The sequence below is a fragment of the Jannaschia sp. L-14R genome (genome assembly GCF_056857695.1).
Genome location: NZ_JBSXNP010000011.1, coordinates 70,445 through 92,867 on the forward strand (window position 1 = coordinate 70,445; position 22,423 = coordinate 92,867).

24 protein-coding genes are annotated in these 22,423 nt (G+C 63.4%); 8 read left to right on the forward strand and 16 right to left on the reverse strand.

The window, feature by feature from the left end:
- Positions 1 to 194 precede the first annotated feature (194 nt).
- Positions 195 to 524, forward strand: coding sequence for an ArsR/SmtB family transcription factor (locus AC13C2_RS12980; protein WP_092760482.1), 330 nt, complete (start codon positions 195 to 197; stop codon positions 522 to 524).
- Here the strand turns inward: AC13C2_RS12980 and AC13C2_RS12985 are convergent.
- The 3 genes from AC13C2_RS12985 to AC13C2_RS12995 form a co-directional block, all read right to left on the reverse strand.
- Positions 521 to 1,207, reverse strand: coding sequence for an SDR family oxidoreductase (locus tag AC13C2_RS12985; protein WP_482887058.1), 687 nt, complete (start codon positions 1,205 to 1,207; stop codon positions 521 to 523). The two genes, AC13C2_RS12980 and AC13C2_RS12985, sit on opposite strands and share 4 nt — an antisense overlap.
- Before the next feature lie 66 nt (positions 1,208 to 1,273).
- Positions 1,274 to 2,044 carry an EcsC family protein gene (locus AC13C2_RS12990; RefSeq protein ID WP_482887059.1) on the reverse strand — a complete coding sequence of 257 codons (771 nt, stop codon included), beginning with the start codon at positions 2,042 to 2,044 and terminating at the stop codon, positions 1,274 to 1,276.
- Positions 2,041 to 2,559, reverse strand: a complete 519-nt coding sequence (locus AC13C2_RS12995; RefSeq protein ID WP_092760476.1) for a GNAT family N-acetyltransferase — start codon at positions 2,557 to 2,559, stop codon at positions 2,041 to 2,043. The genes AC13C2_RS12990 and AC13C2_RS12995 overlap by 4 nt, the downstream gene beginning before the upstream one ends.
- A 67-nt stretch (positions 2,560 to 2,626) precedes the next feature.
- Between AC13C2_RS12995 and AC13C2_RS13000 the strand changes: the two genes are divergently transcribed.
- Positions 2,627 to 3,229 carry a flavin reductase family protein gene (locus tag AC13C2_RS13000; protein WP_092760474.1) on the forward strand — a complete coding sequence of 201 codons (603 nt, stop codon included), beginning with the start codon at positions 2,627 to 2,629 and terminating at the stop codon, positions 3,227 to 3,229.
- Positions 3,229 to 4,071 carry a glycosyltransferase gene (locus AC13C2_RS13005; protein ID WP_482887060.1) on the forward strand — a complete coding sequence of 281 codons (843 nt, stop codon included), beginning with the start codon at positions 3,229 to 3,231 and terminating at the stop codon, positions 4,069 to 4,071. Before AC13C2_RS13000 ends, AC13C2_RS13005 begins: the two co-directional genes overlap by 1 nt.
- A gap of 19 nt (positions 4,072 to 4,090) precedes the next feature.
- On the opposite strand, the gene AC13C2_RS13010 is transcribed toward AC13C2_RS13005, so the two are convergent.
- Positions 4,091 to 5,698 (reverse strand): SulP family inorganic anion transporter, encoded by a 1,608-nt coding sequence (locus AC13C2_RS13010; RefSeq protein WP_482887061.1) that lies wholly within the window; start codon positions 5,696 to 5,698, stop codon positions 4,091 to 4,093.
- Between the two features lie 148 nt (positions 5,699 to 5,846).
- Here AC13C2_RS13010 and AC13C2_RS13015 point away from each other — a divergent pair, with 148 nt between their 5' ends.
- From AC13C2_RS13015 to AC13C2_RS13025, 3 genes are read left to right on the forward strand one after another with little or no spacing between them, the layout of a single operon-like run.
- The gene (locus AC13C2_RS13015; RefSeq protein ID WP_339640129.1) at positions 5,847 to 6,704 is read left to right on the forward strand and encodes an S-methyl-5'-thioadenosine phosphorylase; all 858 of its coding nucleotides are present in this window, start codon (positions 5,847 to 5,849) and stop codon (positions 6,702 to 6,704) included.
- 5 nt (positions 6,705 to 6,709) lie between these two features.
- Positions 6,710 to 7,441: a DUF2927 domain-containing protein gene (locus AC13C2_RS13020; RefSeq protein ID WP_482887062.1), complete on the forward strand. Its 732-nt coding sequence runs from the start codon at positions 6,710 to 6,712 to the stop codon at positions 7,439 to 7,441.
- Positions 7,442 to 7,445: 4 nt separating this feature from the next.
- Positions 7,446 to 7,982 (forward strand): adenine phosphoribosyltransferase, encoded by a 537-nt coding sequence (locus tag AC13C2_RS13025; RefSeq protein WP_482887063.1) that lies wholly within the window; start codon positions 7,446 to 7,448, stop codon positions 7,980 to 7,982.
- 355 nt (positions 7,983 to 8,337) lie between these two features.
- Here AC13C2_RS13025 and AC13C2_RS13030 read toward each other — a convergent pair whose 3' ends face one another.
- The 12 genes from AC13C2_RS13030 to AC13C2_RS13085 all read right to left on the reverse strand — a co-directional run bounded on the left by AC13C2_RS13030 (position 8,338) and on the right by AC13C2_RS13085 (position 18,972).
- Positions 8,338 to 9,774, reverse strand: a complete 1,437-nt coding sequence (locus AC13C2_RS13030) for an FAD-binding oxidoreductase (protein WP_482887064.1) — start codon at positions 9,772 to 9,774, stop codon at positions 8,338 to 8,340.
- On the reverse strand, positions 9,774 to 10,586 hold the full coding sequence (locus AC13C2_RS13035) for an MBL fold metallo-hydrolase (protein ID WP_482887065.1): 813 nt from the start codon (positions 10,584 to 10,586) through the stop codon (positions 9,774 to 9,776). Before AC13C2_RS13035 ends, AC13C2_RS13030 begins: the two co-directional genes overlap by 1 nt.
- A 272-nt stretch (positions 10,587 to 10,858) precedes the next feature.
- Positions 10,859 to 11,434, reverse strand: coding sequence for a GNAT family N-acetyltransferase (locus tag AC13C2_RS13040; RefSeq protein WP_339640221.1), 576 nt, complete (start codon positions 11,432 to 11,434; stop codon positions 10,859 to 10,861).
- The gene (locus AC13C2_RS13045) at positions 11,434 to 12,693 is read right to left on the reverse strand and encodes a M16 family metallopeptidase (protein ID WP_482887066.1); all 1,260 of its coding nucleotides are present in this window, start codon (positions 12,691 to 12,693) and stop codon (positions 11,434 to 11,436) included. The genes AC13C2_RS13040 and AC13C2_RS13045 overlap by 1 nt, the downstream gene beginning before the upstream one ends.
- Positions 12,690 to 14,072: a threonine synthase gene (gene thrC / locus AC13C2_RS13050; protein ID WP_482887067.1), complete on the reverse strand. Its 1,383-nt coding sequence runs from the start codon at positions 14,070 to 14,072 to the stop codon at positions 12,690 to 12,692. Before thrC ends, AC13C2_RS13045 begins: the two co-directional genes overlap by 4 nt.
- A gap of 13 nt (positions 14,073 to 14,085) precedes the next feature.
- The gene (locus tag AC13C2_RS13055) at positions 14,086 to 14,757 is read right to left on the reverse strand and encodes an SURF1 family protein (RefSeq protein WP_092760452.1); all 672 of its coding nucleotides are present in this window, start codon (positions 14,755 to 14,757) and stop codon (positions 14,086 to 14,088) included.
- A 72-nt stretch (positions 14,758 to 14,829) separates the two neighbouring features.
- On the reverse strand, positions 14,830 to 15,630 hold the full coding sequence (locus AC13C2_RS13060) for a cytochrome c oxidase subunit 3 (protein WP_482887068.1): 801 nt from the start codon (positions 15,628 to 15,630) through the stop codon (positions 14,830 to 14,832).
- 12 nt (positions 15,631 to 15,642) lie between these two features.
- Entirely contained in the window at positions 15,643 to 16,236 is a 594-nt protein-coding gene (locus AC13C2_RS13065) for a cytochrome c oxidase assembly protein (RefSeq protein WP_339640145.1), read from the reverse strand.
- A complete protein-coding gene (locus AC13C2_RS13070) occupies positions 16,233 to 16,418 on the reverse strand; it encodes a hypothetical protein (protein ID WP_339640146.1) in 186 nt (61 codons plus the stop codon). Before AC13C2_RS13070 ends, AC13C2_RS13065 begins: the two co-directional genes overlap by 4 nt.
- The gene (gene cyoE / locus AC13C2_RS13075; protein WP_339640148.1) at positions 16,418 to 17,362 is read right to left on the reverse strand and encodes a heme o synthase; all 945 of its coding nucleotides are present in this window, start codon (positions 17,360 to 17,362) and stop codon (positions 16,418 to 16,420) included. The genes AC13C2_RS13070 and cyoE overlap by 1 nt, the downstream gene beginning before the upstream one ends.
- A 19-nt stretch (positions 17,363 to 17,381) precedes the next feature.
- On the reverse strand, positions 17,382 to 18,251 hold the full coding sequence (gene coxB, locus AC13C2_RS13080) for a cytochrome c oxidase subunit II (protein ID WP_474522417.1): 870 nt from the start codon (positions 18,249 to 18,251) through the stop codon (positions 17,382 to 17,384).
- A 295-nt stretch (positions 18,252 to 18,546) separates the two neighbouring features.
- Complete coding sequence (locus AC13C2_RS13085; protein WP_482887069.1) at positions 18,547 to 18,972, reverse strand: ester cyclase; 426 nt, start codon at positions 18,970 to 18,972, stop codon at positions 18,547 to 18,549.
- Positions 18,973 to 19,503: 531 nt separating this feature from the next.
- Between AC13C2_RS13085 and tldD the strand changes: the two genes are divergently transcribed.
- A complete protein-coding gene (tldD, locus tag AC13C2_RS13090; protein WP_474522420.1) occupies positions 19,504 to 20,925 on the forward strand; it encodes a metalloprotease TldD in 1,422 nt (473 codons plus the stop codon).
- A gap of 291 nt (positions 20,926 to 21,216) precedes the next feature.
- Positions 21,217 to 22,356: a DNA-processing protein DprA gene (dprA, locus tag AC13C2_RS13095; RefSeq protein WP_339640225.1), complete on the forward strand. Its 1,140-nt coding sequence runs from the start codon at positions 21,217 to 21,219 to the stop codon at positions 22,354 to 22,356.
- Positions 22,357 to 22,423 lie beyond the last annotated feature (67 nt).

Sequence of the window (22,423 nt, forward strand, 5' to 3'; positions counted from 1 at the left end):
GGGAAACCCCATGGAAGTCGGAGGCGGTCTACGGGGCTGCGGCCACCGAGTCAACGGAATGAATTCTGTAGTAAAACCAATAATTTAAACTGTTCATTTTTTGCCGAAATCCGCCTGTTTGCGCCTGACCAGACATTCAACCTGTCGGTTAAACGTTCTTGACGACCCATGCTGCCGGATGCACCCCTGCGCTTATGTCAGACACCCTGTCCCCGGTCTTCGCGGCGCTGGCCGACCCGACGCGACGCACGATCCTCGCCATGCTTCTGGAAGACGACATGGCGGTCACGGATGTAGCGGCACCGCTCGCGATCTCGCTGGCGGGGGTCAGCAAGCATCTGACCGTGCTTGCGCGCGCGGGACTGATCCAGCAGGAACGCCGCGGTCGCGTCGTCTGGTGCAAGCTGGATCCCGATGCGCTGCGGAGTGCAAGCGTCTGGATGCAGGGCTTCGGACAATTCGATAGTGTGGATCTGGAGGCGCTGGAGGCGTTTCTGGAAATGACGCCCCCGCCGCAGGATTAGCCTGCGTTGCGGTTTGGCATCAGGAAAATCTCGCGCACATCGGCCCGTGCGGGGGCACCCAGCGCATGCATCACGGCATCCGCCACGTCCGAGGGGTGCAGGCGACTGTCGTCCGGTTCATCGAAGAATTCCGTATCGACCATGCCGGTGGCCACAACGGTGCAACGCCCGCCCCACTCCGACATTTCCTCGGCAAGGTTACCCGCGAACCCGTGGACAAACCACTTGGTCGCGCCGTAAATCGACCCTTTGATGTGCCTCCGGCCCGCCGCAGATCCGGTCACGACAAAATGCCCCTTGCGCCTGCGCAGATACGGCAGCGCGGCGTGCGCAGTATACAAAACACCCATGACATTCGCATGGATCATATCATGCCATTCGGCAGGGTCTCCGCCTTCCGTGCCCGATGCGGTTACACCTGTGCCCGCATTCGCGAAGGCCGCGTCTATGCCGCCGAATTTGCCTGTCAGCCGGTCCAGCGCGGCGGCCTGCGCGTTTCTGTCGGCGACATCCCCTGGCAATGCCAGTGTGCGGTCGCCCAACTCCTCTGCCAGCTTGGCGATTTTGTCTTCAGAGCGCGCGAACAGCCCGACATTCCACCCGGCGGCGACGGCCTGCCGCGCGGTTTGCGCGCCGATGCCGGAGGATGCACCGGTAATGAACAATGTTTTGGACTCGGGCATTGGATATCTCCGGCAATACGCTTGTGTCCTCAACACGGCAAAGAGCCGTCTGGTTTCGTCACACCGTCAAGTCAGGCGTTTGCGCAGGTCCGCCGTCAGCACATCCATATCCTCGCCCGTCTGCGCGCCCAGCCGCATCAGGCCGAACTGCACACGGGCAACGTCCTGGTAATAGCTGGTGAAGACATAGTTCGTCGCGGCCCCTGCGGCGGCCCCGATGACCGGAACGGCCTGCGCTGCCAGTTTCTGCCCCAGCGGCACAGCCAGACGCGGGGCGACCTTGGCAATCAGCCCATGGACCGCGCTGCCGGTGACGGTCAGGCGCATCGTCAGGAAGCTGATGTCGATACCATCGTCGTTGTCCAGCGGTCCGGCAGCGGCGAAGACGCGCAGACAGGCGGCGCGCACGTCCGGCAAGGCCGGGTCCATTCCATGTTCGTCGGCGATTGTCTGGATCGCGCGCAGGATAATGGTCGTCGTTACCGGCAATTCCGCCAGCGCCGATGGCAGCCCCCCGAAGCCGCCCGCAGCGCCCGTGCCTATGGCGATGGCACGGGTCAGCCAGTCGGGCGCGTCGGCGATACGTCCCCTGCGGGTCGCGGCGGCGGCGTTGAACGACTGCTCCAAGGCGGCGGCGGTGGCCCGTTCAAGGCCAGACCGGACCTGGGCAGGCAACATCTCGATCAAATTTTCGGCCTGCGTCCCGATCAGGCCCAGGACTTGCAGACCAACTCCCGACGCCGCCCGCATTCTTGCCGCAAGTCGATCAAGCTCGGCCTCGCGGTCGAGGGGCGGAAAGATCTGGGGCTTCTTCGGCGGTGCGATACTGTCGGTCATGGCAGATGATCTGGGGTCGAAGTGTCATAAGGGCAAGTGCCTGGCCATGCGGCCTTCGTCACATCGCCAGTCACGCCGTCCCAATCCCAGATACCCAGTACGCGGTCGGGGTTGGTCGGCGGTGGCATCGTGACGCCGGTCAATCGCCGGAACCCGAACCGCCCGTAATAGGGCGCGTCGCCGACCAGCAGAATGCGCTTCACGCCCGCGCCCGACGCCCGGTCCAGTCCGGACTGGATCAGATAGGCCCCCAGCCCCTCGCCCTGCCTGGTCGGGTGGATGGCGATGGGGCCCAGCAGCATGGCGTCATGCGTGCCGACGCGCACCGGCCAGAAGCGGATCGACCCGGCGACCTCGCCCGCGCGGCCCCGCGCCACCAGACACAGATCGCGGGCGGGCGGCACGTCGTCGCGCAGACGATACGATGACAACGCCGTCCGACCCGGCGCGAAACAGGTGTCGAGCAGGGCCTCCACCTCCCAGGTGTCGGCGTCGGTTTCGCGGTGCAATTCCATTCGGGTCTTTGTGGCGTTTCGAATGCCGGGCCGCTAGTCCTTAGAAGGCACAAGCCCCGGAGACCTAATGTTCTATCGCCCTGAAGACGGCCACGGCCTGCCGCACAACCCGTTCAACGCCATCGTGTCACCCCGCCCGATCGGCTGGATCAGCACGCGGGGGGACACTGGCGATAACCTGGCCCCGTATTCGTTCTTCAATGCGGTGGCTTACGTCCCGCCGCAGGTCATGTTCGCCTCGACCAGCGCGAAACCCGACCGCGACGGCACCAAGGACAGCATGGCGCAACTGCGCGAGACGGGCGTGTTTTGCGTGAACATCGTGGAATATGCGATGCGCAACGCCATGAACGTCACTTCCGGCGCACATCCGGCGGGGACGGATGAGTTTACCCTGGCCGACATCGTGAAAGCGGAGTGTGATACGATCGACTGCCCGCGTGTGGCGACTGCCCCGGCATCGCTGGAATGCAAAGTCACGCAGATCACGACACTGCCCGGAGAGGCCAATCTCGTCGTTTTCGGCCAGGTGTCGGGCGTGCATATTCGCGACGATTGTCTGACAGACGGCCTGTTCGACGTGACACGCTACAACCCGCTGACCCGATTGGGATATCAGGATTATTCAGTTATCCGCGAAGTGTTCCCCCTCATTCGGCCGGAGGTCTGATGCGACCGGTCATCGGCCTGTGCCGCTTTTCCTTCGTCGGGCGCGGCGACTGGGTCGCCTGGCGCGGCCACGACGGCGATGACGCATTGCGGGCGGAAACGGCGTCGATGCTGTATGATGAGGCGCGGCTGACCCGGCGGTTCTGGACCTTTGAGAACCTGTTGCTGGCATCGCTGAAGGCGCAGACCTGTCCGGACTGGCATTTGATCGTGCTGACCTCGGACGTGATGCCGCAACGCTGGCTGGACCGGCTGCGCGACATCTGCGCCAGCGATCCGCGTATCACGGTCGAGATTTCGTCCCTGAACGACGTGAACACCGCAATGCTGCCAACCGTCGCAGAAGTCGAGAAAACCATCGGGAACACGAATGGCCGGACGGTTCAGTTCCGCATCGACGACGACGATTGCCTGTCCAACGTGTATGTCGAGCGGTTGCAGGCCGTGACCGCTGCGTTTTCCGAGTTCAAGGCGTTCTCCTTCACCATGCCAAAAGGGCTGGTGGCGACCTTCTATGACGATCAGCCGCCGCAGGCCTATGAGCTCGAATTACCGTTTCACTCGGTCGGAACGGCTGCCTTGCTGCCGCCCCGCCGCGCGGGCGATTCCACCATTTTCAGCTTCGGTCATTTCGGCATCGGCAAGCGATGGCACGCGGTCGCGGATTACGGCCCGCCCGGTTTCTTTGCCGTGAAGATGACCGATCACGACAGCGCGCAGATCACCGCCGATGCCGGCGGCAAACACGCAGCGATTTCGTGGGACGCGCTGGAAGCACGTCTTGCGACCAACTTTCCGTTCATCGACCTGCCCGGACTGCGAAAGGCGCTCGCGGCGGGCTGACCGCCGTTCGCGCTGGTGGCTAGTGGCCGCCCAGAATGCCCGTCCGCACGCTATAGTTGGCGGCGACAGCGTAATCCGGATCGTCGTCGCTATCGACCATCAGGTGGCCCGCGCGGGTCAGAAGTTTGTGGCAATCGCGGGTCAGGTGACGCAGTTGGATCGACTTGCCCGCAGCTTCGTACTTGGCGGCGACGGCTTCGATGGCCTGCAACGCGGACTGGTCGGCGACCCGGCTGTCCGCGAAATCGACAATCACGACCGACGGGTCATTGGCGGGGTCGAACATCTCGATGAAGCCGGTGGCCGATCCGAAGAACAGAGGTCCTTGCACCGCATAGACCTTCGCACCTTCGGGCGTGACGTGCGCCTTGGCATGAATACGGGTCGCGTTCTGCCAGGCGTAGGCCAGTGCCGAGACGATAACGCCCACGACAACCGCGATGGCGAGGTCGGTCATCACCGTCACGATCGTCACCAGGATGATGACGGCAGCGTCGATGCGCGGCACGATCGCCAGGATCTTGATCGAGTTCCACGCAAACGTCCCGATCACCACCATGAACATGACGCCGACCAGCGCCGCCAGCGGGATCACCTCGATCAGCGGGCTGGCCACCAGGATGAAGGTCAAAAGGAACAGCGCCGCCGCCACACCCGAGATGCGCGTGCGCCCGCCGGACTTCACGTTGATCATCGACTGTCCGATCATCGCGCAGCCGCCCATGCCGCCGAAGAAGCCGGTCACGGTATTGGCCGCACCCTGGGCGATACATTCCTGCGACGCGCCGCCACGCTGGCCGGTGATTTCCCCCACGAGGTTCAGGGTCAGCAGCGACTCGATCAATCCGATGGCGGCAAGAATCACTGCATAGGGCAGGATCACCGTCAGCGTATCGTAGTTCAGCGGCACATCGGGCAGACCGAATGTCGGCAGGCCGCCCGCAATCGACGCCAGATCACCCACGTTGGGCACCGGCAGACCGAAGATAATGACGACGCCAGCGGTGATACCGATACCGGCCAGTGGCGCCGGTATGGCGTGGGTTAACTTGGGCAGGCCCCAGATCACCACCATGGTCAGTGCCACCAAGGCCAGCACCATCACAAGTTGCCCGGTCGGCATCCACGTGCCATCGGCGGTCTTGAAAAAGTCGATCTGCGACTTGCCGATCACGATGGCCAGTCCGTTCACAAAGCCCAGCATGACGGGGTGCGGCACAAGGCGGATGAACTTGCCCCAGCGCATGATGCCCACGAAAATCTGGATCAGACCCATCAGGATCACGGTCAGGAACAGGTATTGCACCCCGACGCCCGGCGGGTAGGCCGCGACGAGGCTGACCATGACAACGGCCAGGGCACCCGTGGCCCCCGAAATCATGCCGGGACGCCCTCCGATCAGCGCGGTGATCAGACCAACGATGAAGGCCGCGTAAAGGCCCACCAGCGGCGCGACTCCGGCGACGAAGGCAAAGGCCACGGCTTCGGGCACCAGGGCCAGCGCCACGGTCAGGCCGGCCAGCACCTCGACCCGCAGGACGGAGGCGGACAGGACAGAGGTCGGCGCGACTCGCAGATCGGGCCCATCGAAACGGTCGGCAAATCTTGCCAGCAGGGAGCTGCTCAAGGGTAAGGTCTTTCGTGAAGGTCAGGTTTGGTCGCCGCCTAGCAGGGTTTTACCGCTGGGGACAGCCCCCGGCCTGCGCGGCAGCGATTGATCCCTTCCCCCCGGCCCCCGCGCTGCTAAGTTGCCCCGAACCAACAAGGAGTGACGCATGGCGGTCATCGGGATCATCGGAGGATCGGGCCTTTATCAGGTCGATGGCTTGCAGAATGCCGAATGGCGGGCGCTGGATACACCGTGGGGGGCGCCGTCCGATGCGCTCCTGCACGGTATGCTGGACGGCACAGCGATGGTATTTCTGCCGCGCCACGGGCGGGGGCATGTCCATACGCCCTCCTCGGTGCCCTATCGCGCCAATATCGCTGCGATGAAGGCGGCCGGGGTCACGCATCTTGTGTCTGTCTCGGCCACCGGATCGTTCCGTGACGACATGGCACCGGGTGATTTTGTCATCGTCGATCAGTTCATCGACCGGACCGTTCAGCGCGCGGCGTCGTTTTTCGGTCCTGGCCTTGTCGCGCATGTGTCCATCGCGCATCCGGTGTGCCCCCTGTTGTCCGCTGCCTGCGCCGATGCCGCGCGCGGTGCGGGGGCCACGGTCCACGAAGGCGGAACCTATCTGGCGATGGAGGGGCCGCAATTCTCGACCGTGGCGGAAAGCCGTCTGTATCGCGAATGGGGCTGCGACGTCATCGGCATGACCAACATGCCTGAAGCCCGGTTGGCCCGCGAAGCGGAACTGCATTATGCCAGCGTCGCAATGATCACCGATTTCGACAGTTGGCACCCCGATCATGGCAGCGTCCAGATCACCGACATCCTGAGAACGCTGCAAGGAAACGTCGGGCGGGCCGCCGAAATGGTTGCGGCCCTGCCCGGCATGCTGACCGACGCCACCTGTTCCGAAGGCTGCGATCATGCGCTGGACCACGCGATCATGACCGCGCCTGACATGCGCGATCCGGCCATGGTTTACCGCATGAAGACCATCGCGGGGCGGGTTCTGTGAAACTTGTGGCACTTTTCCTGGCGCTGCCCGGCGTGTTGTCGGCGCAGGAGTTCGTGGAGATCGCGGGCCCGCTGGATGACGACGACTTCTATCGGGCGGTCGCCTGTGCGGCGCGACCGGGGGGGCAATGCCGCAAGCCGTTCCTGCGCTGGCCCGATGCCAAACGGGACCACCTGACCGTAACGCTGGCGTCGGTGACCGACGCGCTGCAGGATTGGCAGCGCGCGCTTTACGAACGCGGGCTGGACGAGGCCGTGGCGCAGATCAACGCACTCGACATCGGGGTCACGATAACGCGGTCGGACGGTCCTGCGGATATCGAGGTTCATGTCGTGGCCACCCCGCCGGGCGAGGTGATGAAAGACACGGGCGTCCCCGACCTGGACGGTGCCGTTCTGCCTTTGGGCCGTGTCGCGCTGCGGGTTCGCAACGGTATGATCCGCGAGGCCTTGATCGCAGTCAGCGTCAAGGCCCGTCGACGGGAAATCGCCTCGGTCCTGCTGGAGGAGGTCGTCCAGGGCCTCGGCCTGATGACCGATATCCGCAGCCCTGCCTATCGCCGGTCGCTGTTCTCCGAGGACAGCAACTCCGTCGTCCGGCTGGAAGGTCAGGATGCCATGGCCCTGCGTCGCCACTATTCCCCCGCAACCGTTGTGCCGTCGACCAAGACGACAGGCGCAGCCCACAAGGATGCCCCGACCGGCATCGCCGCCGCCGCCGACTCCGAAGAAAGTTGAGTTCATGCAGAATAAGACCGTCCAAGATTATATCCGCACCATCCCGGATTTCCCGCACAAGGGAATCCTGTTTCGCGATGTGACGACCCTGTTCGCCGACGCACGCGGCATGCGGCTGTGTGTCGATCAGCTGGTGGCACCGTTCACCGGGGAGAAGATCGACGTCGTGGCAGGGTTGGAGGCGCGGGGATTCATTCTGGGCGGGGCAGTGGCGCATCAGCTGGGCTCCGGTTTCGTTCCGATCCGCAAGAAAGGTAAGCTGCCGGCCGCGACCTATGAACAGGAATATGCGCTGGAATACGGCACCGCGACAGTCGAAGTGCACCGCGACGCGCTGCAACCGGGTGCGCGGGTGTTGATGGTCGATGACCTGCTTGCCACCGGGGGCACCGCCAAGGCGGGGATCGCGCTGCTGGAGCGTTTGGGTGCCAAGATCATCGGCTGCGCTTTCGTCGTGGACTTGCCGGATCTGGGCGGGCGCGCCGTGCTGGAAGACATGGGAATGCCGATCCATACGTTGTGCGATTTCGACGGAAAATAGGACGCAGAGGCAGATTTCGACCGGCGTAAACACTTTGTTAACGATTTGGGCGCAATCTCGAAGTGTGGAGTTTAGCAGACACCACCCATTCCCCCAAAATGCGCCCTGTCCCCCCCGACAGGGCGCACTCTCATTCAGGCTTGCGCTTTCGTAAATCCGCCCTGCCAGCAATAGGTTAACGCGACCTTTTGGCCGGTCGACCCAGCTGGAAACTGCTCCAATGCTCTTCTTCAGATAGATCAGAACGATTCGCAGGCAGGTTCTGTTCAGGAATCGCTTTCGGTCACAGACCGCTCCAGAAGCAGCCTCTGCCTTCGATTGGACGATAGAATTTCGTGTCAGGCTGGACCGTCTATCAACCCGCCCGCCGCAAGACAGCCCCCGGATTCATGATCCCGGCCGGATCCAGCGCCGCCTTGATCGCGCGCATGGCGGCCAGCTTGGCAGGATCGACGTAGGTTTCCATGTCTCCCACCTTCAAACGTCCGACACCGTGTTCCGCACTGACCGACCCGCCATAGGAATGGGTCAGGTCATGAACCGCGGTCTTGATCGCATCGCGCTGGTCGTCGTGGTCGGACCGCGACCGACCTGACATCGGAAAGACATTGTAGTGCAAGTTGCCGTCGCCGACATGGCCGAAGCAGTTGATGCGGAAATCGCCGATCTTTGCGATCACGCCGGTGCCGTCGTGGATGAAATCGGGAATCGATGCAATCGGAACCGAAATGTCATGGCTGCTGATCGATCCGATCCGGCGGTTGGCCTCGGGGATCGATTCGCGCACCGTCCAGAAGTCGTGCCGCTGGCCTTCGGATTGCGCAATCACACCGTCGGTCACCAGACCCGCATCGAAGGCCGCCTCGAACAACCCTTCCAATGCCGCCGCCGGGTCGCCCGACGCCCCAAGCCCCAGATCAATCAAGACCGACCATTCGGGCCGACCCAGCGGCAGACGGACCTCGGGCATTGTCTCCGCCAGAAAATCGAGACCCATACATCCGATCAATTCAAAAGCAGACACACCTTCGCCGATCCGGTCACGAGCCATGTTCAGAAGATCCAGCGCCGCGGCAGGATCGCGGATCGCCATCATCGCCGCCCCGGTCCGAACCGGCCGTGGCATAAGCTTGAGCGTCGCTGCCGTGATAACGCCCAGCGTTCCCTCTGCTCCGATCAGCAGATGGCGCAGGTCATAGCCGGTGTTGTTCTTCCGCAGCGGCGAGAGCCCGTGCAGGATACTGCCGTCGGGCAGGACGGCCTCGAGACCCAGACACAGATCGCGCGCATTGCCATAGCGCAGGACGTTCACGCCGCCCGCATTGGTCGACAGGATACCACCGATCCGCGCACTGCCCTGCGATGCGATGGTCAGAGGGAACAGGCGGCACGCCTCCTCGGCGACCTCCTGCGCCTGTTGCAGGATGACGCCCGCTTCGACCGTCATCGCATTTTCCACCGGATCGACGTTGCGGACCTTGTTGAGACGCTCCAGCGACAGGATGACCGGAGCGGGAAGGTCGGAGCTGACCTGTCCGCCGACCAGCCCGGTCCCGCCACCGTAAGGGATAACGGCGACCCGCGCCTGTTGCGCCGCCTTGATAATGATCGCGACTTCCTCGGTGGTTGCAGGGGCCAGCAACAAGCCGTCCGTCCCGGCCCATCGACCGCGCGGCTCCTCCAGGTAACGTGGTTCAAGTTCGCGAAAGGCCGCGGCAGGCAGGCGGTTCCGCAATCCGTCGGCAAAGGTGCCTTTCGCCGTGGTCAGCGTTTCAGTCGGGGTATCCTTCATCACGGCTCCGTCAGGTAGGAGGGGCGCAGCACGACGACGGTCGGGCGGCCTGGCAGACTGTTCAGCGAAACTTCAAGGAAGCTTTCATCGCGACGGTCGATGTCAAAGTCGGCTTCCATCCCGGCAATGAACACTTCCAGACTTGCCGGTCCGAACCAGTGCATCGGGATCACAACAGAGGATCGCAGCCGCTGCAACACCCGGATCATGGTCGGCAGATCGACCGTCAGTCCGCCATCGACAGGGGCCATGACCACATCCAGACGACCCAGGGCAGCATATTGTTCGGCGCTTGGCTCGAAATGCAGATGCCCCAGATGACCGATGCACAGGCCCGCGACCTCGAAGACGAAAATGGAATTGCCGTTCCGCTCCACCCCCGCGGCGCTGCTGCGAATGTCGGTCGACACCGAGCGCACCAGCATCTCGCCCAGATCGAGGTAATGGCCGACCGGCGTGCCCACGGTTTCGGACCAGCCCGGCAGGACATACGGAATGGCGGCGTCCGGGGTTGGCGTCCAATGCGAAATATGCGCGCGGTTCATCGTCACGATGTCCGGCAAACGGGTCGATCCGATGAATCCGTTGTAATCCGTCACCGCGCGCAGGCCGCCCTGCGTCTCGATCAGGAACATGGAGTGATCGACGTAATTCAGACGAACAGCGTAGTCATCCAGCGGATCGGCAAATGCGGCATATTGCAAGTATTCGACGCCCGATGCCTCGGCGATGGCGATGCAATGACTGGGCCGTCGATCTTGCGCGATGGCCGCAACCGGCAGCAGCATGAAACAGAAAAGCAGGCGAATCATCGGCATTCTCCTTCGGACTGGCGGTCAGCGCAGGGACGGGCCATCCGTAGATGCAACGCATGTTTCGACGATTACCTGACCATTGTCGGACGGCTGACCTGCCCCGCCGCAAGTCAGTCAAGCAAGGACGCCCGATGAAAGCAACCGAATGCACCGCCGCCCTGACGGTGCTGACAATGAACGCATTGCGGACGATATGCGAATCCGGTCTCAGGCTGTGCGTCGCCAACCCGGTGCGACGCTTTCGCCCGTCGTCGGGACCTGACGTCGGCTCAGGCCCGGCCGCGCCGATCGGATCGCAGCATCGCGTAGAGCACATGATTGCGCCACCGTCCGGCGATCTGAAGATAGCTTTGGGCAACGCCTTCGTATTTGAACCCCGACCGCTCCAGCAGACCGCGCGACGCCATGTTTTCCTCCAGACAGGCGGCTTCCAGACGGCTGAGGTCGAGGCGCGCGAAGGCATGGTGGCTGACGGCCAGGATCGCTTCGCGCATATAGCCCTGTCGTGCGTGCTGCTGTCCGATCCAATAGCCCAGCGTGCCGGATTGCGCGGGCCCGCGCCGCACATTGTCCAGCGTGATCGCGCCCAGCACAGCATCGTCGGACAGGCGCGTCAGGAAAAGCGCCAGTGCCGACCCCTGACCATAGCTGCGGCTGGCCCAGTAAACCCGGTTGGTGAAGCTTTTGCGGGACAAGTGATCCGAGGCCCACTCCGGCTCCCAGGGTTGCAGGAACCCGGCGCTACCTTCGCGCAGGCCGACCCAGTCGCGATAGTCGGAATGTTGCGGCAAGCGCAGCACCATGCGTTCGGTCTGGATACGTGGCTTGCGCAGCGGGCCGAAAATCACGCGGCCAGCCTTTGGCGCAATACATCGGCGTCCGGGGCGGTCTCGACCGGACCATAGAGCGCCAGCGCGGGAACGGTCGCGGTCAGCGCCTCGGCATGGGCGCGGACCATGGCGACATCCACCGCATCGATTTTCTCGATGGCTTCCGACAGCGGCGGCACCCGGTCCCAGACGGCCACGACGCGGGCCAGGCGTTCGGCCCGGCTGGACGGCGACTCCAGTCCCATCAGCATACCGGATTTCATCTGCGCGCGGGCACGGGCGACCTCGACTTCGGTCATGTCTTCAGCCGAGCGCTTCAACTCGTCGATGGTCAGGCGCGCCAGATCCCCTACATCCTCGGCCCCGGTGCCGGCGTAAACCGTCAGCATTCCGGCGTCGGAATAGGCACCGATGCTGGCAAAGATCGTATAGCACAGACCGCGCTTTTCCCGCGCTTCCTGAAACAGGCGGGACGACATGCCGCCGCCCATCGCACCGGCGAAGATCTGCGCCGCATAGATGGCGTCGTCGCGATACCCCGGCTGATCGAAGCCCAATGCCAGATGCGCCTGTTCCAGATCGCGGATCTGGCGGAATTCGCCGCCCTTGAACAAGCTGGCCTGCGGCACGGCCTGCGGGCGTGCGGGCAGATGGCCGAACAGGTCTTCGGCCATGCGGCACAGCGCATCGTGATCGACCGCCCCGGCAGCGGCGAGAATCATCTGGCCGGGGCCGTAATTCTGTGCCGTGAAGGTCTGAAGATCGGTACGGTCGAAGGCCGACACTCGCTCGCTCGGTCCCAATATCGTGCGACCCATGGGCTGCGCGGGATAGGCCGCTTCCTGCAGCCAGTCGAAGATGATGTCATCGGGCGTGTCCAGCGCCTGCCCGATTTCCTGCAGGATGACGCCGCGCTCGATCTCGATCTCTCGGGGATCGAAAGTCGGGTTCAGTACGATGTCGGCGATCAGTTCCGCAGCCAGAGCGACATCATCCTTCAGAACGCGGGCATAAAAGGCCGTCACCTCGCGCGAGGTATAGGCATTGATATAGCCGCCGACATCCTCGATCTGTTCGGCGATATCCAGCGCGCTGCGCTGCGCCGTGCCCTTGAACGCCATGTGTTCAAGGAAATGCGCGATGCCATTCTGCTCGATGGCCTCGTGACGGCCACCCGCACTGACCCAGATGCCGACGCTGGCCGATTGCAGGCCCGGCATGTGCTCGGTGACGACGCGAAAGCCATTGGACAGGCGGTGAAGTTGAGTGCTCATGCGCGACGCTCTTCAATGATCGCCTCGATGGCGTGGAGGTCATTATCGACAGGGGTGATCCGCTCGGGACGGTCGAACAGGTCGGCCATCCGGGGCGGCAGCGGCGGCCGGATGCCGGTGGCGGCTTCCACCGCGTCGGGAAACTTGGCGGGGTGCGCCGTGGCCAGGGTCACCATCGGCGTATCCCCGAGATACGCTTCGGCGACATGGGTACCGACGGCGGTATGGGGGCAGAGCAATTCGCCGGTGCGGGACAGCATGTCGGTGATGGCGGCGCTGGTCTCGGTCTCGGATGCGGCACCGGAGGCATAGACCTCCTGCAAGGCCTGCAGCGCGCCTTGCGATACGGTGAAGCCACCGGATTTCAGCTCCTCCATCAGTTGTGCGATGGCCGCGCCGTCGCCGCCATAGGCCAGGTGCAGCGCGCGTTCGAAATTGCTGCTGACCTGAATATCCATGCTGGGCGAAATCGACGGTGCGACCCTGCCTTTCCGGTATTCGCCGGTCGTCAGGCAGCGATGCAGAATGTCATTCTGGTTGGTCGCCACGACCAGCTTGTTGATCGGCAGGCCCATGCGCTTGGCGATATGGCCCGCGAAAATATCGCCGAAATTGCCGGTCGGCACGGTGAAGCTGACCTCGCGGTGTGGCGCGCCAAGGGCGGTCGCGGCGGTGAAATAATAGACGACCTGCGCCAGAACGCGGGCAAAGTTGATCGAATTGACCCCCGCCAGCGCCACCCGATCCCGGAAGTCGAAATCGTTGAACATATCCTTCACGCGGGCCTGCGCGTCGTCGAAATGGCCGCTGATGGCCAGCGCATGGACGTTCGCTTCGTCAGGCGTCGTCATCTGACGGCGCTGCACCTCGCTGACCCGGCCATGCGGATACAGGATGAAGACGTCGACCGCTTCCAACCCCCGGAACGCCTCGATCGCCGCCGATCCGGTATCGCCGGACGTGGCGCCCACGATGGTCACCCGCTCGCCGCGCCGCGCCAGCGTGTGCTGGAACATCTGGCCGATAAGCTGCATGGCGAAGTCCTTGAACGCCAGCGTCGGACCGTGAAACAGTTCAAGCAGATAATGGTTCGCACCCAGTTGGACCAAAGACGCGCGGGCGTCGTGACCGAACCCGGCATAAGCCTTTTCAACCAGATCGCCGAAGGTCGTCTCGTCATAGGCTTCGGCCACGAAGGGCGCCATCACGCGGACCGCGACCTCTTCATACGGCAGGCCTGCCAGGGCCGCGATGTCGCCTTTGGACAGGGTCGGCAATGCCTCGGGGACATACAGACCGCCGTCGCGGGCAAGGCCCGTCAGCATGGTGTCCTCGAACCCCAGGACGGGGGCCTGACCACGGGTGGAAATGTAGCGCATGTCGATCGGACCTTCAGAGAGTGCGGCGTCTGATACGCCACAGCAGGAACAGTGTCATCCCCAGCCAGACCAGCGCCAATCCGAACCATTGGACCGCGTATCCCAGGTGGTTGTTGGGAATGCCCTCGACCCCCACCGGAACAGGCGTGGGTCCGGCAGGCGGTGTCACGTCGCGCGCGACCACCATGACCGGATCGGTTCCCATCACCGGGGCCAGGGTCGGCACATCGCGGGCATACCAGATATCGCCTTCGGGGGACGGCGTGCCCGCATTCAGGTCGTCAGGCCAGTTCAGATTGCCGGTCACCCGGATCGGACCTTCGGGCAGACGGGCGCGCAGGGCTTCGGTCGATGTTTCCAGCGGGACGATACCAAGATCGACCATCAAGGTCCGTTGTGCCGTTTGCAGCGGCACGATCACCTTGAAACCGCTGCCTGCGGACCGCCATGCACCCAGAACACGGATCGGCGGACCGGAAATACGACCCTCTACGATGACCGGCCGGAAGTTATCGGTCTCGGGGTCGAGAACGGCGGCAACCGGGACGGGATCTGCCCCGATCCTGGCTTCGATTTCGGCGATGGCGCCTTGTTTCCACTCCATCCGCTGCAATTGCCACAGGCCGAGCGCTGCCAGCACGACAAAACCGGCGAGACCGAACAGAAGGGGAAGGATCAGGCGCATATCAACCTTTCAAACGGCGGACGGCGCGGGAACCCCCGCGCCGTCGTTGAACCATATCGACGTGTCAGACGGTCAGCCGCCCCAAACGTAGACGGCCGCGAACAGGAACAGCCAGACCACGTCGACGAAGTGCCAGTACCAGACCGCTGCTTCGAAGCCGATATGCTTGGTGGGCGTGAAGTGACCGGCCTGAAGCCGCAGAAGACAGACCCCGAGGAAGATCGTCCCGATGAAAACGTGCAATCCATGGAAGCCCGTCGCCATGAAGAAGTTCGCGCCATAGATGTTACCGGCGAAACCGAAGGCCGCGTTGCTGTATTCATAGATCTGGAACGTCGTGAACACCGCACCCAACGCGATGGCCAGGATCAGGCCCCATTTCATGTCCTGCCGGTTGTTTTCATGAACCAGTGCATGATGCGCCCAGGTCGCCGCCGCGCCCGAGAGCAGCAGGATCAGCGTATTGATCAGCGGCAGGTGCCAGGGATCGAAGGTTTCAATCCCCACAGGCGGCCAGACACCGTCAACTGCGGGCGAGTCCGGACCCATCGGATAGATGGCATGTTTGAAGAAGCTCCAGAACCATGCTGCGAAGAACATGACTTCGGACATGATGAAGAAGATGAACCCATATCGCAGTCCGATGCGGACGACGGGTGTGTGGTCGCCGTCCAGCGATTCCTTGATGACGTCCGACCACCACGCGAACATGACGCCCAGGATGCCGACGAAGCCCGCGGCGAACAGCCATGGGCCCGAACCCTTCATCCACAGGACGGCCCCGATCAGCATGAAGAAGCCCGAAACAGCACCGATGAACGGCCAGATCGAGGGCGGAAGGATATGATAGTCGTGGTTTTTGGCGTGGGCCATGGGTCAAGCCTCTCAGTTGGTCTGCGCAGCCGTTGGATCGCTGTTAAGCGCGGCGTAGTCTTCAGGCAAGTCCGTCACATGAAAGGTGTAGGACAGGGTGATCTCGGGGATGCCATTCGCTTCCGGATCGTCGACGATGGCGGGGTCGACATAGAAGGTGACAGGCATCGTGACGGTTTCGCCGGGGTCGAGAACCTGTTCCTCGAAACAGAAACAGGCGATCTTCACGAAATGTGGCCCCGCCGTATAGGGTGCCACGTTAAAGCTGGCGGTTCCGGCAACCGGCTCGTCAGTGGGGTTCGTCGCCTCGTAGAAGGCCAGGTAGGTCTCCCCGATCTGCACCTCCATGGATCTCTGGACCGGCTTGAACTCCCACGGCATGTCACGCGCGCGGCTGGCGTCGAAGCGCACCAGAACGGTCTTGTCCAGAACCTCGCCTGACGAAGCGACCCCGCGGGCCGTCGTGCCGCCAAAACCAGTAACCCTGCAAAACAGGTCATAAAGCGGCACCGCCGCCCAGCCCATCGCGCCCATGCCGATCACGGTTGAAACCGTCAACGCGACGACACGACCGTTGGCCGTCAGATTGCGCCACCAGCGCCTCATTCGGATGCCTCGCTCGGCACCAGTTCCGGACGGACCACATGGTCGAATGCCTCGGCATAGGTGCCGGTCTGGATTTTCACGACGGTCAGCCCGAAAATCAGCACGACGAAAGCAAAAAGCACGCCAAGAATGCCGAAGTTCCGGCCCTTGCGGCGGGTGTGTAGTTCGTGGTCCTGGTGCATCACCAGCCTCCGTATGGGCCCAGCGCGGCCTCGGCCACGAAGACTGCAAAATGTGCGAAAAGATAGACCAGCGACCACTTGAACAGACCGCGTTCGACGGCGTGGCCATCGGCCTCGCAATCGGGGTCGGTGCGGTGCCGCATATCCCAGGCGCGCTTCAGGAAGACTCCGTTCAGCACAAATGCCACAACCAATGTCATCGGACCGCCGATGGACGACAGTGAAGCCAGCAGCGAGACCACAGCCAGACCCAGCGACCAGAACCAGGCCTGACGGCGCGTTTCGGCCCGCCCGTGCGTGACGGTCAGCATCGGAATGCGCGCGGCATGGTAGTCAGTCTTGACGAACAGGGCGAGGGCCCAGAAATGCGGCGGCGTCCACATGAAGATCAGACCCACCATCAGCCACGCCTCGATGGGCGTGTTGCCGGTCACGGCGGCCCAGCCGATCATCGGGGGGAACGCCCCCGCCAGACCGCCGATGACCGTGTTCCAGGAGGTCGTTCGCTTGAGCCACATGGAATAGATGACAACATAGAAGAAGATCGTGAAGGCCAGCCAGGCTGCTGCCACCCAGTTCGCAGTCAGGTCCAGCATCACCACCGAGACAATCGCCAGAAACAGCCCCAGCGCCAGAGCGCTCGACGGTGCCACGCGCCCCGACGGAATGGGGCGGTTGCGGGTCCGTTTCATCACCCGGTCTATATCCGCATCGAACCACATGTTCAGCGCGCCCGACGCCCCGGCCCCGACAGCTATCCACAGGATCGAGGTCGCGCCGATGAACGGATGCACGCCACCCGGTGCGACCAGCATGCCGACCAGCGCGGTGAACACCGACAGGGACATCAGGCGCGGCTTGAGAAGCTGCCAGAAGTCGCGCAGGCTCGCCTCGTCCGGGGCGGGCCTGTCTTCGGTCGCGGCATGAAGCGAAAGGTCGGTCACACGGGCGTCCTTTCGCGGCTTACCAGGTTTCGATTTCGCCGGCTTTCACGGCGGCAAGCCATTCGGCGTATTTCTCTTCCGACACGACCTTGACCGTTATCGGCATGTAGGCATGGGCGATACCACACAACTCCGAGCATTGCCCGAAGTAGATGCCTTCCTGGTCTGCTCGGAACCAGAGCTGGGCCAGACGTCCGGGGACACCATCCTGCTTCACGCCGAACGCGGGGATGGTCCACGAATGGATCACATCGCCACCGGTGACCTGCATCACGATCGTCTTGCCCACCGGCACGACGACTGCCGTGTCGGTTGCCAGACGAAACTGGTCGTCGGTGTACCCGGCCTGCGTCAGTTGGGCCGAGACCTCGGGTGTCATCATGTTTCCGGCGTCCGCGCCGATCATGTAGCTGGAGAACTCGACACCTTCCTCGTCGGGGTATTCATATCCCCAGTACCACTGATAGCCGGTGACCTTCACAACCACGTCGCCTTCGGGAATGCGCTGCTGGTCGAACAGGACCGGCAGCGAGAACGCTCCGATGACCACAAGGATCAGGATCGGCACGACCGTCCAGGCGATCTCCAGGGGCGAGTTATGAGTGAACTCCGCTGCTTCGGGATTGGACTTCCGGTTATAGCGGAACACCACCCAGAGGATCAGGCCGGTCACAAACAGCACGATCACGGTGATGATCACAAGAAGAAACCCATCGAGCCAGTGGACTTCCTCGGCCAGCGAGGTCGCCGCGGGCTGGAAGCCGATGCCACCGGGCTGCGGCTGGCCGATGATCGGCAGATCTCCCAGAATGGACTGGGCCGTGGCGGGCAGCGCGGTCAGGGTTGCGGCGGCGGCAAAGCCAAGGGCCTTCAGATTGCGCATCTTCATGATGTCTATCCTGTCTGTCGTGGCAGGGCAGGCAACGGCCCCGTTCGTGTTCACGATGGGTAAGACCATATCCAGACCCGACTCCGCAAGGCCCCGGAGGTCATGTGTCGCACCCTTTTGCGGGACACCTCGACGCGCTTTTGACGACAAGGTTCACGAAGGTTCACGGAAGGGGTCTGTCCGCTCTGCGGACATACCTGCCACCTACATTCTTCTCATGAAAGTCTGCTTCCGTTTCTTGATCCGTCGTGAGGTCAGATAGAAAGTTGGTTGCATCCGTGCAGCGACTAAGAGGTCATTCAACTAACCCTAGTTGGCGGGCAATCGTTGCGCTGTCGTAGTAATCTCGGCCTTCAACCACCATTCCGTCTTTCACTTTCATCACGGAACAGTAACGAACCTCAGCCTTTTTTCCGGTTGGTTGGAAATCTCCGAGACTGGAGCGCAAAATACCAGCGTGAATACCCGTATTGCGAAACTCAACGGTTGCCCATTCTCCGCATTGACTGACAATGACGTTTTCAACTTCACAAAGACCGTCGGGGAAAGCCTCCCGCCATCGATAGTAGTCGTCCTTATACGCCTCCTTGCCTGTCAGTTTTTCTTGACGCGCGATATCTTCAAAGTCGCAATCTTCAGATATGATCTCTGCGCCGCGATCGGGATCGCGCATACCCCACGACTCATGAAACAGGCGGACGATTTTTTCTGTTGGATGCATTAACTTATCTCTCGTGTTTTCAGTTGTTTGGTAAACTTGGCGTGAGGATCGACCATATTGAATTATGCTGCGATTATGTGCCGATTGAAGTCAAGCTGACATTCGTGCGGCACGCAGCATTCGTCACTCTGGACCCGAACCGGACATTCTTTGGTCCAAGGCTATCAGGGCCGCCGCACCTGCTACGGACGACCGGCCTCGGCGACCGGATCCGCAATCGACATGCCGCCGTGTCGTTCAGCGGAACACACCGACCCCATCTCTCTGAAACTGACCTGAGGATGTCACCCTTCACATCCTGTTAACCGGGCCAGAGGAAATCGACGTCCGACGCAGATCACCCGTGGATCACCCCCGGGTCCGACACGCGTCGTCGGCGCCGTAAAATGCGCCACCCCCCGAAATTCGTGTCCTCGATAACGAAGTCTTCGGCTTTCCTAATGTTTCGGGGACGCCGATTCTCCCGCCTGCCTCTGGGGTCCGGGCCCATTTGCCCCTATGTGACCTCTGTACCTGCCCGAGGAATCCACCATGACCGACGCCCCCTTCCGTCCCTTTGACACCCTGCTGGACCGCGATGCCGCGCTCGGCATCCTGCGCGACACGCTCGCCGGGGCCGACGACGGCGAGCTGTTCCTCGAACGCCGCCGGTCCGAAATGGTCGTGTTCGATGATGGCCGGGTCAAGACGGCCAGCTATGACGCGTCCGAAGGTTTCGGCCTGCGTGCCGTGCGGGGCGATACGGCGGGCTATGCCCATTCAACCGAAATTTCGGAAAGCGCCCTGAAACGTGCGTCCGAAACGGCGCGTCTCGCGGTCGGCGACGGCGGTGGGACACTGGCCGATGCACCCATGGGCACCAACCGCAGGCTTTATACTGACGACAATCCGATCACCGGGCAGGCTTTCACCGTCAAGCTGGAGACCCTGCGCGAAATCGACGCCTACGCCCGCGCCCTTGACCCCCGCGTGGTGCAGGTCAGCGCCTCGATGGCCGCGTCCCTGCAGGAGGTCGAGATTTTGCGCGCCGAGGGCACATCCGTCTCGGACGCCCGGCCCATGGTCCGCCTGAACGTGTCGATCATCGTCGAGGAAAACGGCCGCCGCGAGTCCGGCACCGCAGGCGGCGGCGGTCGCGTGGCACTGACCGGACTGATGGCGCGGGACCATTGGAAGGGACTGGCCCGCGAAGCGTTGCGCATCGCCGTCGTGAACCTGTCCGCCGTGCCCGCCCCTGCCGGTGTCATGGACGTCGCGCTGGGCGCGGGCTGGCCCGGCATCCTGCTGCATGAGGCCATCGGTCACGGGTTGGAGGGCGATTTCAACCGCAAGAACCAGTCCGCTTTCGCGGGCCTGATGGGTCAGCGCATCGCTGCCCCCGGCGTGACCGTGCTGGACGACGGCACCATCCCTGACCGGCGCGGGTCGATTACCGTCGATGACGAGGGTACGCCATCGGCGAAGAACACGCTGATCGAGGACGGCATTCTGGTCGGCTACATGCAGGACCGGCAGAACGCCCGCCTGATGGGCGTTGCGCCCACCGGCAACGGGCGCCGCGAGTCCTATGCCCACGCGCCGATGCCGCGCATGACCAACACGTATATGCTGGGCGGCGACGTGGCGCCCGGCGATATCGTGGCGGACGTGAAAGACGGCATCTACGCCGTCGGCTTCGGCGGCGGACAGGTCGACATCACCAACGGCAAGTTCGTGTTCTCCTGCACCGAAGCCTACCGCGTGAAGAACGGCATCGTCGGCGACCCGGTCAAGGGCGCGACCCTGATCGGCGACGGCGCCACGGCGCTGACCAACATCCGCGCCATCGGCAACGACATGGCGCTGGACCCCGGCATGGGCAACTGCGGCAAGGCCGGACAATGGGTGCCGGTGGGCGTCGGCCAGCCAACATTGCTGATTGGCGGTCTGACAGTGGGTGGGTCGGCCGCTTGAGTGCGTTTTCTCACGGTTGTTGTCTACGCGGGTCGCCTGACGAGGCGCGACACTATGCCTGTCTGCCTTGCGGCCCGAGCGGTCGCGATCGTCCTGCCTTGCCTGCGCCGGTCGTCGGAGACGTCGTTCTCGCTCCTGGCTGGACCTGACAGCGGCCTGACCCCCGGTGCGCCAGGCAGTCTCGCCCTGCCATCCGCCTTCGCGCCGCGTTAACCAATTCTCAACGATCCACCTGCCAACCTGCAGTCCATGAATTACGCGATTCCCGATACCTTCGACCTTCCCGATTCCATGGCCGAAGCACCGATTCCCCTATTCGACGCCCCGCCGTCGCAGGACGAACTTTTCTCGCGCCTGCGCCTGTCGCGCTCCCGGCGTGTCGGCCCAGCCACCTTCCGCCGCCTGATCGTCGAACACGGCTCCGCGCAGGCCGCATTGGGGGCGTTGCCCGATATCGCGCGCGCCGCGGGGGACGCCGACTACACGGTCGCCGACGAGGCAACGATCCGCCGCGAGATCCGTGCTGCGCGCAAACACGGCGCGCGCCTGCTGACGCTCGGTGCGCCCGGATACCCTGCCCGTCTGGCCGAAATAACTTCGGCTCCCCCGGTTCTCTGGGCGCAGGGTAATCCGTCCATCCTGACCCGCCCGACCGTCGCCATCGTCGGCACGCGCAACGCCTCCTCGCTGGCCCTGCGCATGGCTCGGGCACTGTCGCGCGACCTGTCGGAGGCGGGCGTCGTCGTAGCCTCCGGTCTGGCCCGCGGCGTTGATGCCGTCGCCCACGATGCGGCGCTGTCGGGCGGCACGGTCGCAGTCCATGCGGGCGGGCTCGATTGTGTCTATCCGGCGGAAAATATCCAACTGGCGGCAAAGATCGCCGAACAGGGCTGCGCCCTTTCGGAACGACCCTTCGGCCTGTCGCCACAGGCCCGCGACTTTCCCCGGCGCAACCGGATCGTGTCGGGCGTGGCGCAACTGGTCATCGTGATCGAGGCGGCGGCCAAATCCGGCTCCATGATCACCGCCCGCGATGCGCTGGATCAGGGCCGCGATGTGCTCGCGGTGCCGGGCCACCCGTTCGACGGACGGGCCTCGGGCTGTAACATCCTGCTGCGCGATGGCGCGACACTGGTGCGCGGGGCCGATGACGTGCTGGAGGTTCTGGCCAGCCTTGCGCCTGCTCCTGAATCTTCGCCAGAATGCATTGCGCAACCGCCAGAGCCTGTTTCCGCCATTCCCGAAGACCCGGTCCTGCGCGACCGCATCCTGTCGCTCCTGTCCCCTGTCCCCGTGCCGGAAGATCAGTTGTTGCGCGACCTGTCGCAGACCGGCACCGTCGCCGCGCGCCACCTCGCCACGCACCTCTCGGAGATGGAACTGACCGGCGTTATCGCCCGCCGCGCCGGGGGCGGGTTTGTCCGCCTCTGACCCCTGCGCCCCGATCCTTGCACCGGACATGGCCCCGGAAATCGTCCCCTGACCGATGGGGGACGCG